Source organism: Elusimicrobiota bacterium, from assembly GCA_026388095.1.
GTDB lineage: Bacteria > Elusimicrobiota > Elusimicrobia > UBA1565 > UBA9628 > UBA9628.
The window spans coordinates 84,672-105,981 of record JAPLKL010000007.1; the positions used below are offsets into that span (position 1 = coordinate 84,672).

At 61.4% G+C, this 21,310-nt stretch carries 21 protein-coding genes and 1 tRNA gene; 4 read left to right on the forward strand and 18 right to left on the reverse strand.

What is annotated here, in order from left to right; all coding sequences use genetic code 11:
* The first annotated feature begins 15 nt into the window (after positions 1-15).
* Positions 16-576: a histidine phosphatase family protein gene (locus NTY77_01830; GenBank protein ID MCX5794220.1), complete on the forward strand. Its 561-nt coding sequence runs from the start codon at positions 16-18 to the stop codon at positions 574-576.
* A gap of 311 nt (positions 577-887) precedes the next feature.
* Here the strand turns inward: NTY77_01830 and NTY77_01835 are convergent, their stop codons facing one another.
* Entirely contained in the window at positions 888-1,211 is a 324-nt protein-coding gene (locus NTY77_01835; GenBank protein MCX5794221.1) for a hypothetical protein, read from the reverse strand.
* Positions 1,212-1,420: 209 nt separating this feature from the next.
* Between NTY77_01835 and NTY77_01840 the strand changes: the two genes are divergently transcribed.
* Entirely contained in the window at positions 1,421-2,662 is a 1,242-nt protein-coding gene (locus NTY77_01840) for a PLP-dependent aminotransferase family protein (GenBank protein ID MCX5794222.1), read from the forward strand.
* Positions 2,663-2,741: 79 nt separating this feature from the next.
* Here NTY77_01840 and NTY77_01845 read toward each other — a convergent pair whose 3' ends face one another.
* The 4 genes from NTY77_01845 to NTY77_01860 form a co-directional block, all read right to left on the reverse strand.
* Positions 2,742-3,755, reverse strand: a complete 1,014-nt coding sequence (locus NTY77_01845; protein MCX5794223.1) for an NAD(P)-dependent glycerol-3-phosphate dehydrogenase — start codon at positions 3,753-3,755, stop codon at positions 2,742-2,744.
* On the reverse strand, positions 3,752-4,456 hold the full coding sequence (locus NTY77_01850; protein ID MCX5794224.1) for a Crp/Fnr family transcriptional regulator: 705 nt from the start codon (positions 4,454-4,456) through the stop codon (positions 3,752-3,754). The genes NTY77_01845 and NTY77_01850 overlap by 4 nt, the downstream gene beginning before the upstream one ends.
* 76 nt (positions 4,457-4,532) lie before the next feature.
* On the reverse strand, positions 4,533-5,546 hold the full coding sequence (locus NTY77_01855; protein MCX5794225.1) for a hypothetical protein: 1,014 nt from the start codon (positions 5,544-5,546) through the stop codon (positions 4,533-4,535).
* 19 nt (positions 5,547-5,565) lie between these two features.
* Complete coding sequence (locus NTY77_01860; GenBank protein ID MCX5794226.1) at positions 5,566-6,804, reverse strand: tetratricopeptide repeat protein; 1,239 nt, start codon at positions 6,802-6,804, stop codon at positions 5,566-5,568.
* Positions 6,805-6,945: 141 nt separating this feature from the next.
* Between NTY77_01860 and NTY77_01865 the strand changes: the two genes are divergently transcribed.
* A tRNA-His gene (locus NTY77_01865) sits at positions 6,946-7,022 on the forward strand.
* On the opposite strand, the gene NTY77_01870 is transcribed toward NTY77_01865, so the two are convergent.
* From NTY77_01870 to NTY77_01925, 12 genes are all read right to left on the reverse strand, one after another.
* Positions 7,011-8,585: a recombinase family protein gene (locus tag NTY77_01870; GenBank protein ID MCX5794227.1), complete on the reverse strand. Its 1,575-nt coding sequence runs from the start codon at positions 8,583-8,585 to the stop codon at positions 7,011-7,013. The genes NTY77_01865 and NTY77_01870 overlap by 12 nt on opposite strands.
* Positions 8,585-8,809 carry a MerR family DNA-binding transcriptional regulator gene (locus tag NTY77_01875; GenBank protein MCX5794228.1) on the reverse strand — a complete coding sequence of 75 codons (225 nt, stop codon included), beginning with the start codon at positions 8,807-8,809 and terminating at the stop codon, positions 8,585-8,587. The genes NTY77_01870 and NTY77_01875 overlap by 1 nt, the downstream gene beginning before the upstream one ends.
* A gap of 417 nt (positions 8,810-9,226) precedes the next feature.
* A complete protein-coding gene (locus NTY77_01880) occupies positions 9,227-10,534 on the reverse strand; it encodes a phage/plasmid primase, P4 family (GenBank protein MCX5794229.1) in 1,308 nt (435 codons plus the stop codon).
* A 966-nt stretch (positions 10,535-11,500) separates the two neighbouring features.
* Positions 11,501-12,787 (reverse strand): hypothetical protein, encoded by a 1,287-nt coding sequence (locus NTY77_01885; GenBank protein ID MCX5794230.1) that lies wholly within the window; start codon positions 12,785-12,787, stop codon positions 11,501-11,503.
* 222 nt (positions 12,788-13,009) lie between these two features.
* Positions 13,010-14,011 carry a zinc ribbon domain-containing protein gene (locus NTY77_01890; GenBank protein MCX5794231.1) on the reverse strand — a complete coding sequence of 334 codons (1,002 nt, stop codon included), beginning with the start codon at positions 14,009-14,011 and terminating at the stop codon, positions 13,010-13,012.
* 317 nt (positions 14,012-14,328) lie between these two features.
* The gene (locus NTY77_01895; protein ID MCX5794232.1) at positions 14,329-15,075 is read right to left on the reverse strand and encodes a hypothetical protein; all 747 of its coding nucleotides are present in this window, start codon (positions 15,073-15,075) and stop codon (positions 14,329-14,331) included.
* Between the two features lie 124 nt (positions 15,076-15,199).
* Positions 15,200-15,502, reverse strand: a complete 303-nt coding sequence (locus NTY77_01900; GenBank protein ID MCX5794233.1) for a hypothetical protein — start codon at positions 15,500-15,502, stop codon at positions 15,200-15,202.
* Positions 15,499-15,684, reverse strand: coding sequence for a helix-turn-helix domain-containing protein (locus NTY77_01905; GenBank protein MCX5794234.1), 186 nt, complete (start codon positions 15,682-15,684; stop codon positions 15,499-15,501). The genes NTY77_01900 and NTY77_01905 overlap by 4 nt, the downstream gene beginning before the upstream one ends.
* 14 nt (positions 15,685-15,698) lie before the next feature.
* Positions 15,699-16,253 (reverse strand): tyrosine-type recombinase/integrase, encoded by a 555-nt coding sequence (locus NTY77_01910; GenBank protein ID MCX5794235.1) that lies wholly within the window; start codon positions 16,251-16,253, stop codon positions 15,699-15,701.
* Between the two features lie 432 nt (positions 16,254-16,685).
* Complete coding sequence (locus NTY77_01915; GenBank protein MCX5794236.1) at positions 16,686-16,973, reverse strand: hypothetical protein; 288 nt, start codon at positions 16,971-16,973, stop codon at positions 16,686-16,688.
* A 162-nt stretch (positions 16,974-17,135) separates the two neighbouring features.
* Positions 17,136-18,173, reverse strand: coding sequence for a virulence RhuM family protein (locus NTY77_01920; GenBank protein ID MCX5794237.1), 1,038 nt, complete (start codon positions 18,171-18,173; stop codon positions 17,136-17,138).
* A gap of 112 nt (positions 18,174-18,285) precedes the next feature.
* Positions 18,286-18,738, reverse strand: coding sequence for a helix-turn-helix transcriptional regulator (locus tag NTY77_01925; protein ID MCX5794238.1), 453 nt, complete (start codon positions 18,736-18,738; stop codon positions 18,286-18,288).
* Between the two features lie 167 nt (positions 18,739-18,905).
* On the opposite strand from NTY77_01925, the gene NTY77_01930 reads away from it, so the two are divergent.
* Entirely contained in the window at positions 18,906-19,508 is a 603-nt protein-coding gene (locus NTY77_01930) for a hypothetical protein (protein MCX5794239.1), read from the forward strand.
* Positions 19,509-19,521: 13 nt separating this feature from the next.
* Here NTY77_01930 and NTY77_01935 read toward each other — a convergent pair whose 3' ends face one another.
* On the reverse strand, positions 19,522-21,270 hold the full coding sequence (locus NTY77_01935) for a hypothetical protein (GenBank protein ID MCX5794240.1): 1,749 nt from the start codon (positions 21,268-21,270) through the stop codon (positions 19,522-19,524).
* Between the last annotated feature and the right edge of the window lie 40 nt (positions 21,271-21,310).

The window sequence follows — 21,310 nt, forward strand, 5'->3', positions numbered from 1 at the left end:
TGCTAGAATAGCTCCATGCGATCCCCAACTCTCCTTTTAGTCATCCTGCTCCTATGGGCGCAGGCCGCCTTCGCCGTCCCGGCGCGCGTCATCGTCATCCGCCACGGCGAGAAGCCCGACCAGGGGCCCGAGCTCAACGAGCGCGGCTGGCAGCGCGCGCGGGGCCTCGTCCTGTTCTTCAAGGAGGACCCCGCTGTCAGCAGTCTCGGCGCGCCCGCCGCCCTGTATGCCATGGCTCCCAAGGGCGAGGATGGCTCGGTTCGCGCCATACAGACCCTCACTCCTCTGGCCCAGAGCCTGCGACTGCCCATCCATAAGGACTTCAAGAAGACGGAGGTGGCGGCGCTCGCCTCCGAGATCATGGTCGAACCTTCCTATGCGACCAGGACCGTCATCATCTGCTGGGAGCACGCCTGGATCCCGGAGATCCTTAAGGCTTTCGGCTGGAAGGACGGCCCGGACCAGTGGCCCGGCGGGGACGTCTACGACCGCGCCTGGGTGCTCGATTTCACGGGCGGCAAGCCCGGTGCCTTCAAAGACGTCCCCGAGCATCTCCTTCCCGGCGACAGCGATTAGTAGCCCCTAAAAACGGAACCGCCCAGACAGCCAAGGCTGTCTGGGCGGCTTTTGCTGCCCGCGTTGAGGCCTATGCGGGCTTGGTCCGGCGCTGGCGCGGCCGCCTTTCGGCGTCCGCTGCCTGGCCGCTATTCGGGGGATTGGGATTCCAGTCCGAGCGGCGCAGGCTACGCCAAACCATATACGACATCCACAGGTCGAGCATACTCTTGCACCTCCTGTCCGCGGCATGCCGCGGAAATCGTTGTTTGTGGAGAAGGAGCCTCTCCGGGCTGCCGGAGGGATGTCTCCAGGGAGAGCCGTTTACCGGCTCAGGCGCACTTGTTGGGCCAGACGCAGGTCTGGAAATCGCCCGCCAACTCCGCTGCCTTGCACTTGTTGGGAGTCCCGCAGGGCTGGAAGGTGGCGACGGCTTCCGGCTGGCTGGCGCAGGAGTTGGGCCAGACGCAGGGCTCGACCTGTTCGATCTGCGCGGTCTGCTGCGAGGCGCAGGTGTTGGGCCAGACGCAGGGCTGGACTTGGGCGACGACCTGCGAGGCGCAGGTGTTGGGCCACACGCACGGCTGGACGGAAGCCATGGGGGCGGAAATTGGGTTGACGGGGCTCAGGGCCAGCATCAGTATCAGTTCGGTCATTTGAGTTCTCCTGTCTCTGCGGCACAGACATTGTACCGCGGCCGGGTCCCGGCTCCCTATGAGTCCGGTCAAGGCCGGGCCTTGATTATCATCATTGAGCCCGGTCATTGACCGCGGTCAACTCCTCCGGGGAATCGTCTTCCCCAGGCGCAAAAGGGATGTATAATATCGTTCACCGCGCGCCGGCCCGCGCCGCCAAGGAGAGAACCATGATCGACCTCGTCAAGAACCTCGCCACGGTCAACCGCCGCACCAAGGCTTCCGTCATCCGGGAGCTGCTAAAGCTCACCAACAAGCCGGAGATCATCTCCTTCGCTGGCGGCCTGCCCTCGCCCCAGACCTTCCCCTCCGAGGCCCTGGCCGAGATGGCGCATCGCATCATCAAGGAGAACTCGAAGACCGCCTTGCAGTACGGGCCGACCGAGGGCCTGCCCGAGCTCAAGGCCCAGATCGTCAAGCTTTTGCGCGAGGAGGAAGGCATCAACACCTCGCCGAACAACATCTTGATCACCACGGCCTCCCAGCAGGCGCTCGACATCGTGGGCCGGACCTTCATAGACCCCTCCGACCCCATCCTGGTGGAGCTGCCCAGCTACATCGGCGGCCTGCAGGTCTTCAACTCCTACGGGGCCAAGCTCATGGGCGTCAGGGCCGATGACAACGGCATGCTCATCGACGACCTCGAAGCCAAGCTCGCCAAACTGCGCCAGGAGGAGGAGCACTACAAGTTCGTCTACATCGTGCCCGACTTCCAGAACCCCAGCGGCGTGACCTTGACCCAGGAGCGCCGCCATGAGCTCATCAAGCTCTCCGAGCGCTACAACGTCCTGCTCATCGAGGATTCCCCCTACCGCGAGGTGCGCTTCGAGGGCGAGGCCCCGGACATGCTCTACAAGCTCGACACGACCCACAACGTGATCTCGCTGTTCACCTTCTCCAAGACCTTGGCCCCGGGGCTGCGCCTGGGCTTCATCCTGGCCGACGAGCGCATCATCCATAAGATGGGCATCCTGAAGCAGTCCCTGGACCTGTGCACTTCGTCCTTGAACCAGCTCCTGGCCGCGGAGTTCCTCAAGTCCGGGGTCGCGCGCGAGCATATCGCCTCAGTCAAGGCGCTCTACCGGGCCCGCAAGGACGCCATGCTCCAGGCCTTGGAGCGCTACATGCCCGAGGGCGTCACCTGGACCAAGCCGGAAGGCGGCCTGTTCCTGTGGGTGCGCCTGCCCGAGCACATGAACGCCGACGAGCTCTTCTCCGAGGCCATCAAGGAGAACGTGGCCTACGTCATCGGCTCCGCCTTCCACTGCGACGGCGGCGGCCAGAACACCATGCGCCTGAACTTCTCCTATCCCACGGAGGAGCAGATCGACGAGGGCATGAAGAGGCTGGCCAAGGTGGTCAAGGCCAACCTGCGGCCGCGGCACAAGCACCGCTCCAGGATCTCGGCCTGAGGCTTCGCCGTTGCGAGCGCCTCACCGAAGGTGAGGCGCAACGCCCGGCCCCCCGCGGGGGCCGGCGTGCCGTTGGGGGCTAGCTCGTGATGCCCCGGAACTCCTCCTTGAAGTCCCGGTTCATGAGGGTCTTGAGCGCCTGGGGCAAGGGGCGGCCGTGGTGCAGGACCTCATAGACCTGCTCGGTGATCGGCATCTCCACCCCCTTCTGAAGCGCCAAGGCGTGCGCCGCGGCCGCGGTGTGGAACCCCTCCGCGACCGAGCGGTGCTGGGCCACGTACGCCTTCGGGTCCGCCCCCTGCGCCACGCTCTGGCCCAGCGCCCGGTTGCGGGAGAGCTCGCCCGTGCACGTCAAGACCAGGTCTCCCACCCCGGATAGCCCCAGGAAGGTCAGCGGCTGCGCGCCCAGGGCGATGCCCAACCGGGTCATCTCGGCCAGGCCCCGCGTGATGAGCGCCGCGCGGGCGTTGGTCCCCAGGCTCAGCCCGTCGCAGGCGCCGGCCGCTATGGCGATGACGTTCTTGAGCGCCCCACCGACCTGCACGCCCACCACGTCGTCGCTGGCGTAGACGCGGAAGGCGGGCGCGTGCAGGGCCTCCTGCACCGCGAGCGCGGCGGCCGCGTCCCGCGACGCCGCGACCACGTTGGTCGGCAGGCCGAGGGCCACCTCGCGCGCGAAGCTCGGCCCCGAGAGGAAGGCCAGGCGCCGCGCGCCGACCTCGGGCAGAGTCTCGCCGAGCACGGTCGAGAGCAGCTCCAGCGAGGACTCCTCGATGCCCTTGGCGGCTACGACGACGACCGCGGCGGCCCCGATGTGAGCCGCGGCCTGCCGGGAGAGCTCGCGCAGATGCTGGGCGGGCGCTGCGAAGAGCACCAGGTCCGCGCCGCGCACGGCCGCGCCCAGGTCGCCGCAGGCGCGCACGGAGTCCGGGAGCTTCACGCCGGGCAGGAAGACGGCGTTCTCATGGCGCGCGGCGATGGAGTCCGCGACTTCGGGCTCGAACGCCCAGAGCCGCACCGAGTGGCCCAGGCGCGCCGCGTGGCTGGCCAGGGCCGTGCCCCAGGCGCCCGCCCCGACGACCGCTGCCTTCAACTGGTCAGGCCCGCCAGGACGCGCAGCTGACCTTCGTTGAGCAGGATCAGGTCCTTTTCTTTCTTCCGCACGAGCTCCCGCTGCTCGAAGTCCTTGAGCAGGCGCACCGTGGTCTCGATGGAGAGCCCCGCCATCTCGGCGAGGTCGCGGCGCTTCAAGCCCGCCACCACCGGATGCGTCTTGCCGTCCTTCTTCATGCGGCAGAGCACGTCCGCCAGCCGGCTGCGCGCCGGCTTGAAGGCCACGTCGCGCGTCTTGTTGTCGGCCATGCTCACGTCGTGCGCCAGGGCCTTGAGCAGGGCCAAAGAGGCGTTGGGGTACTTCGTGAGGAAGCCCGTGAAGGACAGGGCGTCGACCAAGGAGACCACGGAGGTCTCCATGGCCTCGCCGCTGGCATCGTAGGAGCCGCCATGCAGGAGGGTGATGTGGCCGAGCAAGTCGCCCGGATGCTCGATGCGCGTGATGAGCTGCTGGCCGCTGCGGCTGGACTTGTAGACCTTGACCTTGCCCGTGCAGACCACGAAGACGCCCATGGGCACGGAGCCCTCGTGGAAGATGACCTCCCCGGCCTTGAAGGGATTGGCCACGCGCATCTCGCGCCAAGCCTTCTTGGATTCCTTGGTGCCGAGGAGCTCGTAGAGGCAGTTCTTGCGGAACTGGCACCAGTCGCAGTTCGGCGCTTCTCTTTGGGAAAATGCCATTAAAGTGAGCTTTTCATGGAATGAATAGAGATATGATGATACCAATTTTGATTGGGCATATCCAGGGAGGCCGCTTTTACGGCTGGGGCGGGATGATGTCTAAAGTCTCGCCGCCGTCCGGATCTGGTGTTATGCTGAAAATACCTGCATAATCCTTTGCCGTGTCAGCTCCGGCCACTTCCTGGCATGCGGAACCGGACATCTTGGAGGCATTCCTTGCGGTCAAAAGGGACACTTGCGACCAGGCCGCGCCTCGGACCGTGGTTCTGGTAGGCTGTACGTCCATGCCTTCGTTGCCGCGCCTGGCGCCATCCACGATGCGGAACTGGTCGATGGAGGCTACCCGCTTGAACGAGCGGCTCTGGCCTGCGGCGAAGCCGTCCTGCTGGAACACGGCGGTGAAGTGCCGGCCGGCCCCGCCGGCGGTCCTGATATCGAGGCGCATGGTCCCGTCGTCCCTGACCCGCAGGGCCATGACCAATGACTCGCCGGGATAGAAGTAGTAGGGGTCGTCGGCCGGCGGGTTGTGCCACTGATTGCCGTGGTTCAAGGTGGTGCGCCAGTAGGGTCGGAAGGCGAAATTGGGCCGGATCCGCCTGCCGTTGAGCTCCGCGACGATGAAGCGGTGCTTGGGGTCGCGGCCGTCCGAGCCCGAAGGCAGGTCCGTGAAGGTCGGGCGGCCCTGCTCGTCGTAGACCCGGTCCCAGGTCAAGCCCGCGTCCACCTCCTTGGCCGAAGTGTGGGCCCCCACGTAGACGCTGGGCCGGTCCAGCGGGCCTTCCCAATAAGCCGGCTGGCCAGGGGCGGGTGTGAAGGATCGGGTCGGGTCGAATCCGACGCTCGGCAGGACGACCTGGGCCCGGATGCCGGTGTAGCGCGCCGATCCGGCGCTCTCCACCTTGCGGAAATAGGCGCCCCGGACATGGGCGTCCACCCGCATAGGAGCGGCGCAGACGATGCCCGCCGGCGCGGCGGGCGCGATCCGGGAGCGCAACTGCTGGAAGCCATCGTGGATCCGGCGCAGGGCGTCGGGTTCGGCCGCGGCGGGACCGGCGAACAGGAAGGGCAGGACCCAGAGAGCTCGGCGCATATCCGGTGTCTCCCCCCGCTTAACGTCGGGCCAGCAAGTCTTCGGTGCGGCCCACCAAGCCTGCGAAGCCGGCCAAGTCGCGGACGGGCTCGAACTCCGAGTCGCTCTTGGCCAGGATCAGATATTTGCGCAGTTCGGCCCGCGAAGGCGCGGAGTCGAAGGTCCCGGCCAGGGCGCGCAGCGCCTCGTTGAACCGGCCGGAGACCGAGTAGGCCAGAGCCAACTGGTAATTGGCGGCGGCGTTGTTGGGCATGGCCTGCAAAGACCGCTGCAGGGGGAGGACCGCATCTTCGCACAAGCCGAGGCGGTTGTAGGCGGCGCCCATGCGCTCGTAGAGGATGGAGCGCTGCACCGGGCTCAAGGCTTGCGCCTTGCCGTCGAGACGGGCCGCGGTGTCGTAGGCGTTGATGGCGGTCCGGTACTGCCGGAACTTGAAGTTGTCGTCGCCGGCGGCCAGCGCGTCCATGACCGCGGGATCGGGCAGGGGTGCTGCGGCCAGCTCCCGGGCCAAAGCCGGGCCCTGGTCCTTGACCGCGTCGCGCAGCTCCTCGTCGCGGGAAGCCGGCGCGGCTTGGGCTATGACGGGCTGGGAAGCGGCCGGATCGCCCGCCACGGCCGCGACATCCGGATAGGCGAGCATGGACGAGTATCGGGGGTTGCCGCGCAAGGTCTTGAGGATGAGCTCCTCCTGTCCGATCTGCCGCGCCCGCTCCAGGCTCGCGCCGAGGCTCTCCGCGGCCTTGGCCGGCTGGCCCAGGCGGCTGTAGGCGCGCGCCAGATTGAGAGGGATCATGGGGTTCTTCGGGGCCGCGGCCATGGCCGAGCGGTAGGCGGCGGCGGCCCGGTCGAAGTCCTGGACGGTCTCGTAGGACCAAGCCAGGCTGCGATAGAAGCGGGACGGGTCCGCGATCACCTTGAGGCCGGGGTCGGCGGCCATGGCCTGGGAGTAGGCGCTGACCGCCTCCTGGGCGTCCTGTTTGTCAGCGGCCGAGGGGACGGCGCTGCGGGAACCCCTTTGGGCGTGCGCGTAGCCCAGGAGGAAGAGGGCGCGGCTCTCAGGGCTGAGGCTGGCGGCCTTGGAGAACTTCGTGATGGCCGCCGTGAAATCCTGCCGCTCCACGTCGGCCAGGCCCTTCTTGAGCAAGGCCTGGATCGGCGAGCGGTCCGCCGTATTCCCGGATCGATCGGCCGCGGTCGCCGGAGGGGTCGCGAGGAGGGCGGCGAGCAGGCCGGTCATCGTCAGCAGCGTCGTTTTCATGGCCATTCCCTCCGCTGATGTTAGTATGGGTCCTTATAGGGCCATTTGGCGAGGAGCGCTGGGCCTGGAGCTCCTTGGGCCTAAGGACCTATGCCCGGAGCCGCTCCAAAAAGCCGCAAACTGCTATAATGTGGGCCTTCGGTGGGTGTAGCTCAGCTGGTTAGAGCGCTTGGCTGTGAACCAAGAGGCCGGGGGTTCAAGTCCCCTCACTCACCCCATTTTGCATTTCGAGCATAGAGAACCTCGTAATCCCCTTGAGCCCTCAGGGTTTTGCGAGGTTCTAACCGTTTATGGAGGGCCTGGACCTCGGGGGCGAACTCCTGGAAGAGGGCCAGCGGCTTTTGCATTTGAATCTCAAGCGTTCTGTCGGTCAGGACGAGGTTCAAACCGAGGCAGGAGAGGATTTCCCGCTTGACGGCCAGGTCGCCCGTCTCAAAGCGTCTACGGGCTGTTTCCGCAAAGGATAAAAGCCCCTCGGCTTGATTGATCCACGTCTCGGCCCGGTGGTTGGCGTCTGAGAGGATTTCCTCGGACCGCTTCTTTTCCTCGGCCAGTTTTTCCCGCCGCGCTCGAAAGTCCTCCGGCGAGATTTCGGCATCGAGGCGCATTTCAAAGAGGGCTTCAATCTTTCTCTGGCAGGCATCGGCCCGCGAACGGTGATTCTTCAGAATGTCGTCCCTGTCGTTGCGTTCCTGGCCCTGCTCCTCTTTAAGGTATTTGATGGCCCACTGGTGGAACTCCGGCGGGATGGTGATCTTGTCCAGAGTCTCCTTGATTTGAAGTTCCAATTCGCTGTCTCGGATGGGCTTTTGGGAGCAGGTCGGGACGATCCGTTTCGAGCAGCGGTAGTAGGTGTAATGATGGGTGTTGCCGTTTTTCTGATGCTTGGTTTTTTCTTCCGCCGTGATGGACGCTCCGCATTCTCCGCAGCGGATCAGGCGGGTGAAAGCGAAAATGTGCCGGGTCAGAGCCTCCGGCCTTCTTCCGTCCAGAAGCCCCTGCACTATGTCGAACTGGGTCTTTGAGATCATGGGTTCATGCTTGCCCGGATATAGGGTCCCGTTCCAAGAAAATTGTCCGTAGTAAAACGGATTGCGGAAAAGGGTGTAGAACTTGCTTCGCGTCAGCGGCTTGCCTTTGGGCGTTCTTAAACCAAAATCGTCGGCGCGGGAGTAGAGCGATTCGGCGGAGCATCGCTGTTCTATCAAGGTCAGCCAGAGGCGCTTGACCAACTCGAACCTTTCGGGGTCATTGTGGATCGGGAGCAGGTCCGGCAGGTTGTGCTTGTTGGACAGGTAGCCGATGGGCGGCTTGTGCGGGACCCAGCCCTGCTCGATCTTGGCCCGTTGCCCCCTCTTCGTGTTGACGCTCAGGTCCAGGATGAATTGATTCGCCATGCCGAACTCTAAATTCATCATCAGCACGTTGTCGGTGGGGTAGTAGCTCCTCTGGAAAGTCTGGATGTGTTTTATGAGCGATTGTTGGAGCATCCAGCTAATGGTCCCACCGTCCACGGGGTTCCGGGCCAGGCGGTCGAGTTTCCAACAGATGATCCCTTGGGCCTTGTCCACATGAATGGCCTCAATCATCTTGTTGAAGATCGGACGCCCTGGCGCTTTGGCGGACTTTTCCTCGGTCAAGACGGCCTCGATGGTGAGATTCGCTTGCGTGGCCAGACGCTTCAACTCATCGATCTGCGAGGAAATAGAGGCGATCTGCCGATCTTCGTTCTCGGAAGATTTACGCGCATAGAGGAAATATTTGATGCCGGAGGGTTTCATTACTTTCGGATCTTCTTGAGAATCTTTTCCAGCTCCGCTTGTTTGTACATCCGGTAGTTGTTCATGGGATGCCGGTAGGGAGAGAGCTTCCCTTGCTTGTCCCAATTCCGCAAGGTTTGAGGCGTCACGCTCATGAACCGTGCGGCTTCAAGAATCTTGAGGTAGCCTTTCATTTTTAAACCTTGGTAAACATTATAAACACATTCGGAGGCGATGTCAACCATACGCATTAACTTATCGTCTGGTTCTGGGTAGTGTCGGCGGTGTCAGCCCAATAGGTCCCATAGACAGTCTTATAAAACCGCAGGAGATTCCCGGCCTGCTCCATAGCCTCGGCGTCTGACAAAGCAATGCCGTAACGCTTGAAGACCAACTCCCGGAACTCCTGGACGGCCGTGGCCTTCACGGCGTGGGCTCCATCGGTGGGAAGGGGTGCGAGCCTTCCGCAAGGGAGTGCGAGGCTGGCCATGCATCCTTTGGCTGAACTGGCTGCCGCATGCACAGCGAGTAGACACTTCCCAGCTTTACCGGAACTACCGGGTTTTTGCAACTTCTTTCCCCGTCCCCTCTCCCCCCTAATCCCAAAAATCCCAAGAGTAGGAAATACCCGGTAAATCCGGTAAGACCCGGTGAAATGGCAGTCATTCGACCGACTCCGACTTCCAGAACACTCCGGGCCAGACCCTTACGCCGTCCGCACGGCCCTCCTTTGCCCCCAGGACTTCGCGTAGGCGCTTGTTAAAAGCCTGCTGGCTGGCCGGATGGGGTATCCCCGCCTTTTGGCCCCACTCCTTGTATTTCTGATAGACCTCGGCCTTGCCTACGGCCTCCCCCGATTTGGTCTCAAGGCGCTCGGATATAAACTCGAAGGCGTGGTCACATTGCCGCCGGTAGCTCTGTCCGGCTTCTTGGATGCTGGCGCAGGTGCTAAAGTCCTGTTGCTCCTCCAAGCGTCGAAGACCGACCAGAGCACGGTTTAGAAGGGCACTCCGGGCCTCTGGGGTGGTTAGGAGTTCGAGCAAGTCCTTTTTGGCCTTGGAGCCCTGGAAGTGGTTGGGGAATGGGATGATGACCCAGCGCCGGAAGTAGGCCGGGCTCAGGTCCCGCGACTCCGGCAGTTCGTTGGCGCTAAAAAGCAGCCGGGCCGTTGGGACTAGGTTGAAGGGCTGGCCGAATTTCCGTTCGGCCTTGATGATGTCACCGCCGACGATGGCCTTGAACACGTCGGACTGCTCCAGGCTGGAAGACGGGAGGTCCGCATAAACGTTGACAAGCTTGCCTTGAAGCTCTGCTGCTACAAAGCGGTTTCCTACGAGGTCCTGGAGCGATACATGGGACACACTTTCCTCACCTAAGAAGACCGCCAGCATCGAAAGAAAGGTGCTCTTGCCGTTGGCCCCGTCACCCAAGAGCGTAAACGCTTTCTGGAATTTCGTTGTAGGACGCAGCAGGTAGCCAACCAGTTCCTCGGCCAGCGGCAAGGCATCCGACGGGAAGACCTCAGCCAGGAAGCGGTCCAGAGTCTCCGAGTGTGCGCCTGGGACATAGGCCGCATTGATTTGGAACGTTGAGCGGTATTCCGGCGAGTGCGGCTTGAGTTCGCCTGTGCGCCAATCCAGCATCCCGTTCTGGACGTTCAGCAGGTCCATGGCGGCCGGGTTCAGGTCATGCGCCGCAACCTTCGAGCTTTCCTTGACCAGCGCGGAAGTGGATTCGAGCCGGTCCGGCTTCGAGGCGGCCCCTAGTAGTTCGTGGGCGAGCCTGCGAGCTTTGTCTGCTCCATTGTGCCGGAAGACGCCGTCCTCATAGAGATGGAGCCGGACACCGACCCCGGCTTCGTCTATCGGCGAGCTAAGGAAATGATGCTCGCGGGCTATCTCCCGCGCCAGGACAGCGGGGAGGAACGTATTGCCCTCGAACCAGGTCGCGGCAGGCCGGCATCGTTTCATGCCCTGAGCAACGCCCCGGACTTCCGCGGTGACACGCCAGGGTTTCACCTTATAACTGCCGACCGCCATTACGGTTCCTGGTTGACTTTTGAGATGCGGAAATTTGTTGGATTCGGCGGACGGTCACACCAAATTCGCGAGCCAATTTTTCCGCAGGCACCTTCTTCCTAAGCAATTGGGACAGTCGTCGACGGTCTAGAGGCTCCTTCTTGCCGATATAGATTGTTTTCCCCTGAGGATATCGGGCTCGGATTCTGTCCCGACATTTTATGCACAGCTCTTCATGATTTGACACATGGCCTCCTATACCAAAAAAAAGCCCGTCACTGGAAAGACCATGCTTGGAAGATACTTCCATTGGACGAGAACCATTCCGGCTCTCAAGCACGATCTGTCCAGCGACGGGCTTTTCGTGGTTTCTTCTATCCCTCCAGACGTGTTGGAGAGGGATTACGTATGACCACTTTCTTAAGTCCGTTACCTACCTGCTCTGCCATAGATGACGCCGAGATTTCTCTTGGAACCCAGTGTTACTACTGGATATCCGAAATCTCCATCCCAGAGTTGGTGTCCCATTTTTTTGTTTGGAGGGACTGAACCAATATCAACGCCTCAAAGAACATTACGGCTAACTAAATCGTATGAAGAATTCGTGGTTGAATCAAGTGAAATACTCTAAAGGGAATTTCCAGCAATCGGGATGGCCCGGATCGTCAGCGCTCGCGGTCGCCTGTGCGTCTGAGTTATTTTACAACTTGCGGCAGCCCTATTCCCGTCGTGCTCATAGAACAGCTTTGGTTGAGACCCCAGGTCCCCATTATGAGACCAAACGCCAGAACGTTACATTGTGGCGGAAGCCGCCTAGAATGCGTCGCTAGGGTGCGCCCTGGCCGCGTCTGGCGCGGCTGGCCCGGAGTCCAAGATTGCGGCCGCAGCCGAGCGCCGGCGCGGTTCGCCGGTCCGCACTCACCGCCCCACGCGCTCTTGGCTCTGGCGCCGCATCTTCCGAGACTGGCCATGCAGCAACGAAGCGGACGGTCCATACAGTTCCTTTGCATCTGCCTGTTGCTCTTGACGCAATGCCTCAAGCTGAGTCGGCGACATCCGCCGTCGCCACGATTCGGCCTCGGCCATGTAGTGCTGGATTTGTGCATACTGCGAACTTTCTGGATATTTTCTTCGGAAGGCTTCACCGTCCCGCATGACCGAATCAATATCATAATTATCGTGTGCCAAATAAACTAGTTGAGACTCCAGTTCTCCCATCTCATCCTTAGTAATGGAACTCTTTTTGTTAATTGCCTTGTGGAGAAACTCACACGCCGCGCTTAAGCGGCCCTCTTCCTTGAAGGCATCGAGGGCATCGGTTATGTCCTCAAATGTAGCGGTCCCATTGTCCAACCTCTTGTTCGCGTAGGCGACCGTTTCTCTCCGCTCCGCATCAGCAAGGACAGACTTATGTTCCATAATCCGCTGATGGATTTCATCGTATTTCTTCAGGCGCTCGTTGAGGGCGCTAAGAGAACCTTCTGCCATAGCCAACTTGCGTTGGAACTCTTCAGGGGATTTGCCGGCTAAGGCGACGGATTTAACATCGTCGATCCGGTTTCTGAGGGCAAGGTGCATCTCATGTAGGTCCTTATCCTTGCTGAATACCGTCTTTCTCTTCTCCAGTTCGACAAATTGGGTTTCGAGTCGATTGAGACGCTTGGTCAGAGTGTCGATGCTTTGAGTATTCTTCGATAGATTTTTCTCATGCTTCTCAGAGACATCCTGTAGGGTCTTCACATCCGTCTCGACCTTTTCCACACGTTGCGTCAGATTTTCCAGTACACTGTCCTTGAATTTCGCGTTCTCCTGGACGAATTTTTTTACGCGCTCTTTCTCGATGCGGACTAACACATAGCTGTAATCGTTGCATTTCTCGAAATCGTCCTGCTCCCATCCTGCCAGCAGTGTGCTTTGGGGGAGCAGTCGGCCTACTTCTTTTGCCACTTCCCAACGGTCCCGGCCGGGGCCAGCCACCTTCTCCACATCTGTGGAATCCCAGACTTCCAAGTCGCCGGTTACCTGTTTGCCGAGATTCTTGATGGCCTGAAGACGCGCCTTGTCAGTGTCCGGGTCCTTGGCGACCCCGTAATACCACTCCCGGTCCCGTGGTAGCGAAGTGTAAAACGATGGCGGGGCACATTGCCCTGCAAAAATGGGCACAGCCCCGATCATGTTGAGGGCGAGAATCATCGTTGAAACCATAGGACCTCCCATGGGCAGCACCCTGCGTCGGTCACCTTAGAGTGATATGACGACAGTTTATCCGTGATCTTGAGACTTGTCAATTTCATCAGCCATCTCATCAGACATCCGTTGGAGAGGGTGCCCTGAATGAATCAGCAGCAACCAACTCCACCCTAGCGATTAGCCACGCACTATCAGCACCTCGTAGAGCGCGCTTTGGTAGGCCGACCGCCACTCATGCTAAGGCAGGTCGTCGGCCGTCATTCCGAGCAGTGTGCCTTGTGTCCGAAGAATACCCGTGACATCGTAGTCGGAGCCCTTTGAGAGGTGGAGCACAGAATCTTTTTTTGATTCAGGATACTTGATCTGTATGTCCTGAATTAGGGAGGGAGAATTGGGAGCGCACTTGTACTGGACTGTGTACCCACCAAACATGCCCGAGCTGACTTCGGCCACACGTAACTTCCATTTGAATGCCTTGCCCTCAAACTGTTTCCAGAGTTCTTCTTTCTGGAGGTTCGACAATTTTGAGCTAGGCCCAATTGTCGTTGAAAGTTGATAGCAGGTTTCTTTGATGAAAACAGGTGCAGATGCCACCGCTGGAGCTGCCATTTTTGGGGAGAATGTCTCAGGCTGTGGAAACTCAAGGTCACCAGCTATCAGGTACACTATGATTCTTCCGACGATGATAGTCCAAGCAATCATCCAGCCGAACGCCTTGAGACGACTTTCCAGGCTATACCCCCGACGCAGCGTTACCCACGAGAACAGGATGGGCAAGAAACAGACCGCAATTGCTGTCCATGCCGGTGCGTCGAATTTAAATGTCTTAATCCTTTCTTGATTCGCTTCTGGCACCTCTTGTGATGGTGGGAAGTTACCAGAAGATAGGAAGCTGGCGACGCTGTTGTATGATTTCTCAGAAGGTTCACTGGCTGACGAATTCACTTGCGGTGGTTGGGATTTTTGCACTGCCGACTCGATGTTTGGTGCCGCCGCGGCTTTAAGGACTTGCCCGCAGCTGCTACAGATCGTGGACGCATCGACGAGGGGCGTAAGCAAAGCCCCGCAGGCGCAGGTGATCGTATCCCTTTCTGCAAAATTGGTTGTTGGCGAGTTCGCTTGCGGCGGTTTCGATGGTTTTCCCTTGTCAGGTGCCGTCACGGCCTTGAGGACCTGCCCGCAGTTGCCGCAGAATTTTTGATCGGGCGTGAATGCGGTGCCGCATTGAGTACAGTTCATGTTCCCTCCCGGCCAAGACCTTCCCAATCATCCGTCGGAGGATGCCCTGAAAGAATCAGCGGCACCCAACCCCAGCTATGCGAATAACCAGGACTGAATGCCGCCTTTCCCCGTGCCGAAGCACGAGTACATCAGCGGCCTCAATCCGGTTTCGCATATGCCCCCTCAGCGTCGAGGTGAGCTTACCGCGCTCTTACGCGCGGCCCCGGTGAAGCCAAAATCTACTCAACTATCGTTTTTCTCTATTGTCCTCCTGCACGACAGCCCCAAGTCTAGCAAAATCCGGCCTAGCCGAAATAACGATTTTACCAGTATTTCTAAAGCATCAACCGTGACCGATAGTCACGTTTGCCGCTCTCGTGTAGGCCGACCACATCGGAGTCGCTTCTCAGTGTGCGCGCGAGGGCGTCCTGGTCTGCCTCTGCCTCGGATAACTTGAGTCCGGCCGGCGCGAACTCCCTCAGGTCCTTCTTGATGTAGAATGCCTTCCTCGACGGCCGCAGGATCTTCAGCGACTCCACCAGGAAGTTGGGCCAGTTGATTTCCTTGGCCAGTGGGTGGTGGTTGAGCTTCCCGACCTTGAACTGGTCCACGAAGGGCAGGGCCGCCTTCATCAGCCCCAGAGACTGGAGAGGGTCCAGCACTGGCTCGAACGAGGCGAAGGTCTTGATGCCGGCCTCATGTAGCTCGCGCAGGGCCGACAGCCTCTCTTCCGGCAGGGCTGCGCCTGGCTCCCACTTCTTGGAGTCCGCCTTGCTGCTGAAGGTCAGGGTGGCCCCGACCTTGATTCTGCCCTTGAAGGCCTTGAAGAGCTCCAGGTCCCTCAGGAGCAGGCGCCCTGACTTGGAAAGGATCGCCACCGCGCAGCCGAACTCGTTCAGCAGTTCCAGGGTCGCCCGCGTGAAGCCGTGCTTCAGCTCCACCTTCGGGTAGGGGTCGCAGGTGAAGCAGAGCAGGATTTGGTCCTTGGGGGCTCCGCGGGCGAGTTCCCTCCTCAGCTCCGGCAGGAAGTCCCTCGGCTGTACGTCCGCGTGGTCGTACCCGGACCTGAACCGCCTCATCATGGGTGGCACATAGCAGTAATCGCATCCCGCTGAGCAGCCTTTATAGGTATTCAGCGCCAACGGCGAATACTCCCTAGCCTTTCCCTCTGGGTCATAGATGAGACTCACTTTCCCTCCCAAAAAATCAAAGAAGTTGATCCTGCACCGGCTCCACCGGATCAAGCGTATCCTCGGCGGCACGGTTCAGGGCTGGAAAATCCACCCAGAATGCTTCGCCGTCAATGATGAGATACTTGTAAGCATGGCCATGCCACGTCCTTCGTCTGCCCCATGCCTTGATGAGATCGGCGAACCAACCCCACCCCGGTCCGCTCTTGTGCGCGATTATATAACTATGGGGCGAGGTCCTATAGCGCGCCGAACTGGCGACCTTCCACGGCGCCGTCTTGATTATTCTGCGCGCCTTTTTCAACTCATCCTTCTTCATTTTCCGAACACCTTGCGGCGGCCGTCAACATACGCCTCAACATCGGCGCGCGCATAGCGCAGGGACCGCCCGATCTTGAAGGCTTTAAGCTCGCCGCGTTTCGTCAGCCGGTGAACCGTTAGCGGCGACACGCGGATGATGGCGGCCAACTCTTTTTGCGTCATGAACTCTGGAAGCGTCATGGTGTTTTTTTCTCCTATGCTCCGATGATAGCGGCGTCAACCTCCGACTCCGCAAAACTCAAGTATGCCGCGGTTGAAGAAAGGCTCCGGTGTCCCATGGCCTTTTGCGTCCGGATCAAGTCATGGTCCAGGCGTTCATAGACCCGCGCCGCGAAAGTTTTTCTCATGCCGTGCGTCCCGATCCTGCCGAACACGCCGGCAGCGCGATAGGCCGCGGTCAAGATGGCCCAGGCTTGCGTCCGGCTCACGGCGCCGCCCTCCCGGCTAAGGAACAAGGGCGACTCGGCCGCCGCGCCCCTGGCGTCCAGCTCCACGACCCACACCGCCAGCGCGGCGCGGGCCTCATCATGCAGCGGGACCGTGCGGCCCTCGATGTGGCCTTTCATGTTGCGGCGTTGGACGCCAACGAATTTGGCGACCTCGCCGCCGTGGACAACATCGGCCACCCGCAGGCTCAGCAGTTCCGACACCCGGAACCCTGTACGGACTCCGAGCATGAAGAAGGCGCGATCCCGGACCCCAAGCCTTGAAGCAACCTGGGCTATCTCCGAATCGCTTAAAGGCCGCATTCCGCGCATTTTATCCCACTTTTTTCCATAGTTTTAGTATAGCATACCAATCCCAGACTGTCAATACATAACAGCAACTATCGTATTGTACCAAGTAGGACGTTTTGGCAAATTGTCCTAGTCACCGAAGGCGGATGCGGGCAGAACTGCGCCCAGGGCCGCCAGTGGCGCGGTAGGGCTTGGGACCGGGGGGCAAAGGGCCGGAAGCGGGCGAGAAGGCCCGTCTGGCGCAGCCTGGGCGGCCTTGGGCCCCTATCCTGGGCCGGAGCCTAACCACCAGCGCAGTCCGGGCCGCGATCCGGGGCCTCCGGCCCGCCAGCAGCTCCAGGCCGCGTTGCCGGGCCAGGGCGGCCCTCTTCCCGCCGAAGTGCCCTGCGGTCTGGCCGGAACGAGATTTGGAGAAAATGCTAGACTGCCTGTAGGAGACAGGTCCTAACGTCGTTCAATAAGCGACCCCAGCTCTCCGTCGCGCGGCCGCGTCAGCGAGTTTTTGCTTTCGCGGCCGTGCTTTTTTTGGTTCAAGTCCGGACCGGTGCTCGGTTGACCCTTTGGGGCAGAAAGGTGAACCAATTGCCCGGAGAGTAACTTCGAGCGGCGTTTGAAGCGGACCTTGGTGGGTTTGAACTCGCGAAGGTGCTCCGCGAGGGAATGAGTCTCCCAGTATTTTGCTTCTTCAGCAACGGATTCGAATTTCGGAAGCTTCCGGTCTTTGGTTTTCATCGTCTCAGGATGTCAGGAGTTTCTCGGACTTTGTGAGCCGGGTCGCCTCTCCGATAGCCTCTCCCAAGGAATAAAGTGCGGGCTTGTCGCCGTGGGGCAGGCCGTCATCACGCAGCATGTTGCGGTAGTTCCAGAGTTTTTGGACGAGGGCCGTGGGGCTGCTTATGATTGCTTCTTCTTCCGGCCGGGCGCAGGCAGCTTTTTAAATTTTTCTACCGCGGCATCAAAATCCTTCTCCGCTTGCGACGGTTCGGCGAGTTGCGCGCGGTGGTATTTCTCGAACTCCAGTTCGGCCTTGCGCGCCGCCTGTTCGTGCGTAATTTTGCCGGCATTCTTGAGGATGTCTCGTCCGCTCAAGCGCAGGAAATCATCCAGTTTCGCGATCCAGTCCCGCATATACATGGGCCGGCGGTTCAAGGCCTGGACTTCCGCCAATTCCAGATAAGCCGTCACGATGCGGTTGAGGGCATCGAGTTCTTTCGGGGACAGATAGTTCTTGGCGATGACCGCCTCCGCCTTGATCGGCTTGGCGCCCACCCAGTTCGTCATTCCCATCTGCGGCTTCGCCGCGTCAGCCCGCCCATGAATGACCTCGGCCGCCGTCTGGCCGTGCGCCGCCCAGTGCATCTTGTTCTGCACTGTGGCGAAGAACTGCTGCGACGCCTCCGTGGTCGCGTCGTAGTCGATGCTGGTCGCGTAAATCTCCAGCACCTTGCGCCAAAAGACCTTTTCCGACGACCGGATATCCCGGATGCGCGACAGCAGCTCCTCGAAGTAGTTCCCCCCGCCGCGCTGCTTGAGCCGTTCATCATCCATCGCGAAGCCTTTTACGATGTATTCGCGCAGCCGCTGCGTGGCCCAGACGCGGAATTGCGTGCCGCGATGCGATTTGACCCGGTAGCCGACAGAGATGATGACGTCGAGGTTGTAGTGCGCCGTAGCGTAGCATTTGCCGTCGGCGGCAGTTATCCGGAATTTCCGGACAACTGAAGTCTCGGCCAGTTCGCCTTCTTTGAAGATGTTCTGAATGTGCTCGTTGATGGTACGGACGTCCTTCTGGAACAACTCAGCCATCAGCTTTTGGGTAAGCCAAACCGTTTCGTCCACCAGTCGCACCTGCAGTCGGGTGCGACCGTCGTCCGCCTGGTAGATGAGGATGTCGCCGCCTGGCGCGGGAGAGGCGGGAATTAAGTCGCTCATGCAAGTTCTCTGGCGAATGTCTTATGGGGGATGGATGGGTTCATGGCACGGTCTCCTTCGCGGCGCAACACTGGGTTGGTCGAGCGTTGAGGGTCAACCACCGGGCTCCAAATCATATTGTAGCACGCTCCAAGAAGGGCTCGAAGCCGTCGCCGAGCAACGCCCGAAGCCGACGTCGGACGCTCTTGTCGGGTTTCGTTCGATTGGATTCGTACCGGATGATGGTGTAGGCGTGAACGCCGAGGGTTTTGGCGAGGTTCTTCTGCGGCATTCCCAGGCGAAGCCTCTGATTCTTCAGCCAAGCGCCCAAGGTCTTGGGTGGGATCAGAAAGTCATAGGGATCTCCGCCAGACTCCGGGAATGCTTCTTTGAACCGGCTGGCGAACTGGGGCAATAGCCGGCCGAGAATTCGCGGGTCCACGTGCCTGGTTTCATCGCGCTCGACTCGAGCGATTGTGTTGCGCGCCAGGCCGGTGATCTGCGAGAATTGCTCGAGGGTCACACCGAGGCCCTTTCGAAGGAAGCGTAGCCGGGCGGCGAGTGTTGCTTCCTTCGGAAGGTCCAAACGGCGGTAAGACGGGGAAATAGCCCGTTTAATTACGAGTTTGGTTCCCCGAACTGCCCCAAAGGGGACCCCAGCTTTTCCCCCCAGTCACCCCGCCCCCGGCCCGCCCCCGGCCCCTTGTGCATCCAGCGCGAGCGACGTATACTCAGAAGTGAGGTGCCGAACGCATGGAGATCGTGAAACCCCCTTCCGAGTTCAAGCGCAGAGTGCAATTCTGGTTCGCCACCGTGGTCGTAGTCGCCTGCGTGGTCGCCGGGTTCTTCGTGGGCCTGTCCTTCATCGGCCGAGCTCCGCAACAGCCCGCTCCGGCCGCCCGGCGCGCCTTCCCGCGGAGGGCGCCGGGCGAGCCCGCCGTGCCGGCGCCCGCCGGCCCGAAACAGGAGGAGACGCTGGTCACGGATCCCCTGCCGAGCGCTTCGGAGCCTATCGCGCCGGCGGCAGAGCCGGCCCCGGTCGCAGCGCCCATGACCTCGGCCCCTGCCAAGCACCTCGTAGTCACCCGTCCTTTCGTCGATATCACCTCCTCGCGCAGGAAGGTGTTCTTCCCGCCCCAGACCGGCGCCCAGCCGGCCATCGCCCAAGCGGCCAGTCCGGCCGAGCCGGCCCCGCAAGCGGCGCCGCAAGACAGTCCGCAGCCCCGGGCCGCAGCGGCCACGGCCGCGACCGGCTACGGGATGGCGACCCGCGATCAGATCATGGGGCAGGCCGCGGGGCCGGTGTACAATCTCAAAGCCCGCAGCCGGAAAGCCTCCGGTCCCGCGCCCCGCTAGGCCAGCCCGGCCGCTATATCAGTCCAGGGAAATACTTCCAGGGCACTTTCTCCCGGTACGCGAGATAATCGGGATTCGAGCGGGACATGAATTGGTCTTCCCTCTCCGAGCGGATCCAATACAGGAACGCATAGAGCAGGATGCCGGCGATCCAGTTGGAGGCGGTGGCGAAGCCGCGCAGTTCCAGCACCAGGAACATCAGCGCTTCCAGGGCATAATTCGGGTGCCGCACGACGCTGTAAAAGCCCGTGGTGCGGACGCCCTTGTCGGTCATGACGCCGAACATCTTGCCCAGGTTCCAGATGGAAAGGGTGTAGAGCAGGTTCAGGACGAATTCCGCCGCCAGCATCAATCCGTACCAGGGACCCTGGGCGACCGTGGGTCCGCTCCCTACGAAGGGAGGCAGGACCTGGACCACGACCGCGCCCAGCATGGGGTAGCAGGACGCGTTGGTGATCCAGCCCAGGATGGTGAAATCCAATCCGCGGATCGCCCGTTTCCAGAGTATCGAGACGACGGTGTGCGCATAACCCCATAGGCAGCCCACGATGGTCACGGACCAGAGCAGGTATCTCGCGATCCGGAAGAAGTCTTCCGCGGTGTCGATCCTCGGCGCATGGGTCAGCGCATAAGCGAGACTCCGCGCCCAACCCCAGAGGCCGCCCGAAAGGACCGGCGCCTGCGGCCAGGCGACCCTGAGGATCTCGGCCAGGTTGGCCGCCAGGAACAGGTGCAAAGTGCGCGCGAAAGCGCAGGCGATGATCAGATGGAGACCCCAATCCAGCCATTTCCGATCTCCCCGGCCGGGAGCGGGCGGCCTATAAGCGAGGGCGTCCCAAAGCGCGCGGCAGGGGGAGCGTTTGGTCGTGAAGAATATCGCGTAATACGCGGCTCCCACCAGGAGGATGGCCGCATGCAGTCCTGTCGGAGCGAACCGGAAATCGCCGGGGAAGAATCCCAGCTTGCCGAGGATGTGGACGGCCAGGAACACCAAGAACCTCCCCAGGTACCAAGCGACGGGCACGCCCAGCCCGCAATGGAGCGCCCAAACGACCCGAGGTCCGAGACCGGCGGGGGCCAGACGGCTCAACGCCGTGCGAGCCAGCCCGAAGACCGGACGGCCGGCGGCGGCCGCGGCCGCCCAGGCCAGGAGCAGGAGCGCGATCAAGGCCAGTTCGACATGGCGCAGGGTCCGGCTGGGGAAGACCGCCGCCGTGGTGGGGACGATGAACTCCCCGGCGGTCAGGCCGAGCAGAGAAGGCGCGGCGGGAGCCGCCAGAACCTCGGCGGTCGACTCCTCTTCGCCGACCCTGACCAGGCGGACTCTGCCCACGCGCGTCCGCTCATGGAACAGGACCAGCTGGTCGCCTTCCCCGAGGCGCGCGCCGCGGCCGAGATTGATGTTGACTGTGCCGGGATCGCCGACCGAAGTGACGGTGCCCTGGCGCCCCATCGGCCATTGGAACCGGCCCGGATCGTACCGGCAAAGGATGTACTCGCCGGTGACGGATACCACCCTGACGCGACCGATCTCGGTCTTCCAGTCCCGGCTGAAACGGTAGACAGGGAGGGGATCGCCGGCGCTCAAGCGCAGGTCCTGCGCCTCTGCGGTCCGCAAGAGTATCCGGTCCCCCGGCAGGGTCTGCCAGACGTTGAGCAAGCGGGTGGAGCGATAGTGGACAGGCGCGAGGACGAGGGTCAGGAGGCCGAGCAGCATCGCGAGCTCGTAGGAATAGCGGCAAAGACGCTCGCTGCCTTTCACGCGGACATTCTACCAACATCGGAGGGCCCTGACGCGGCCC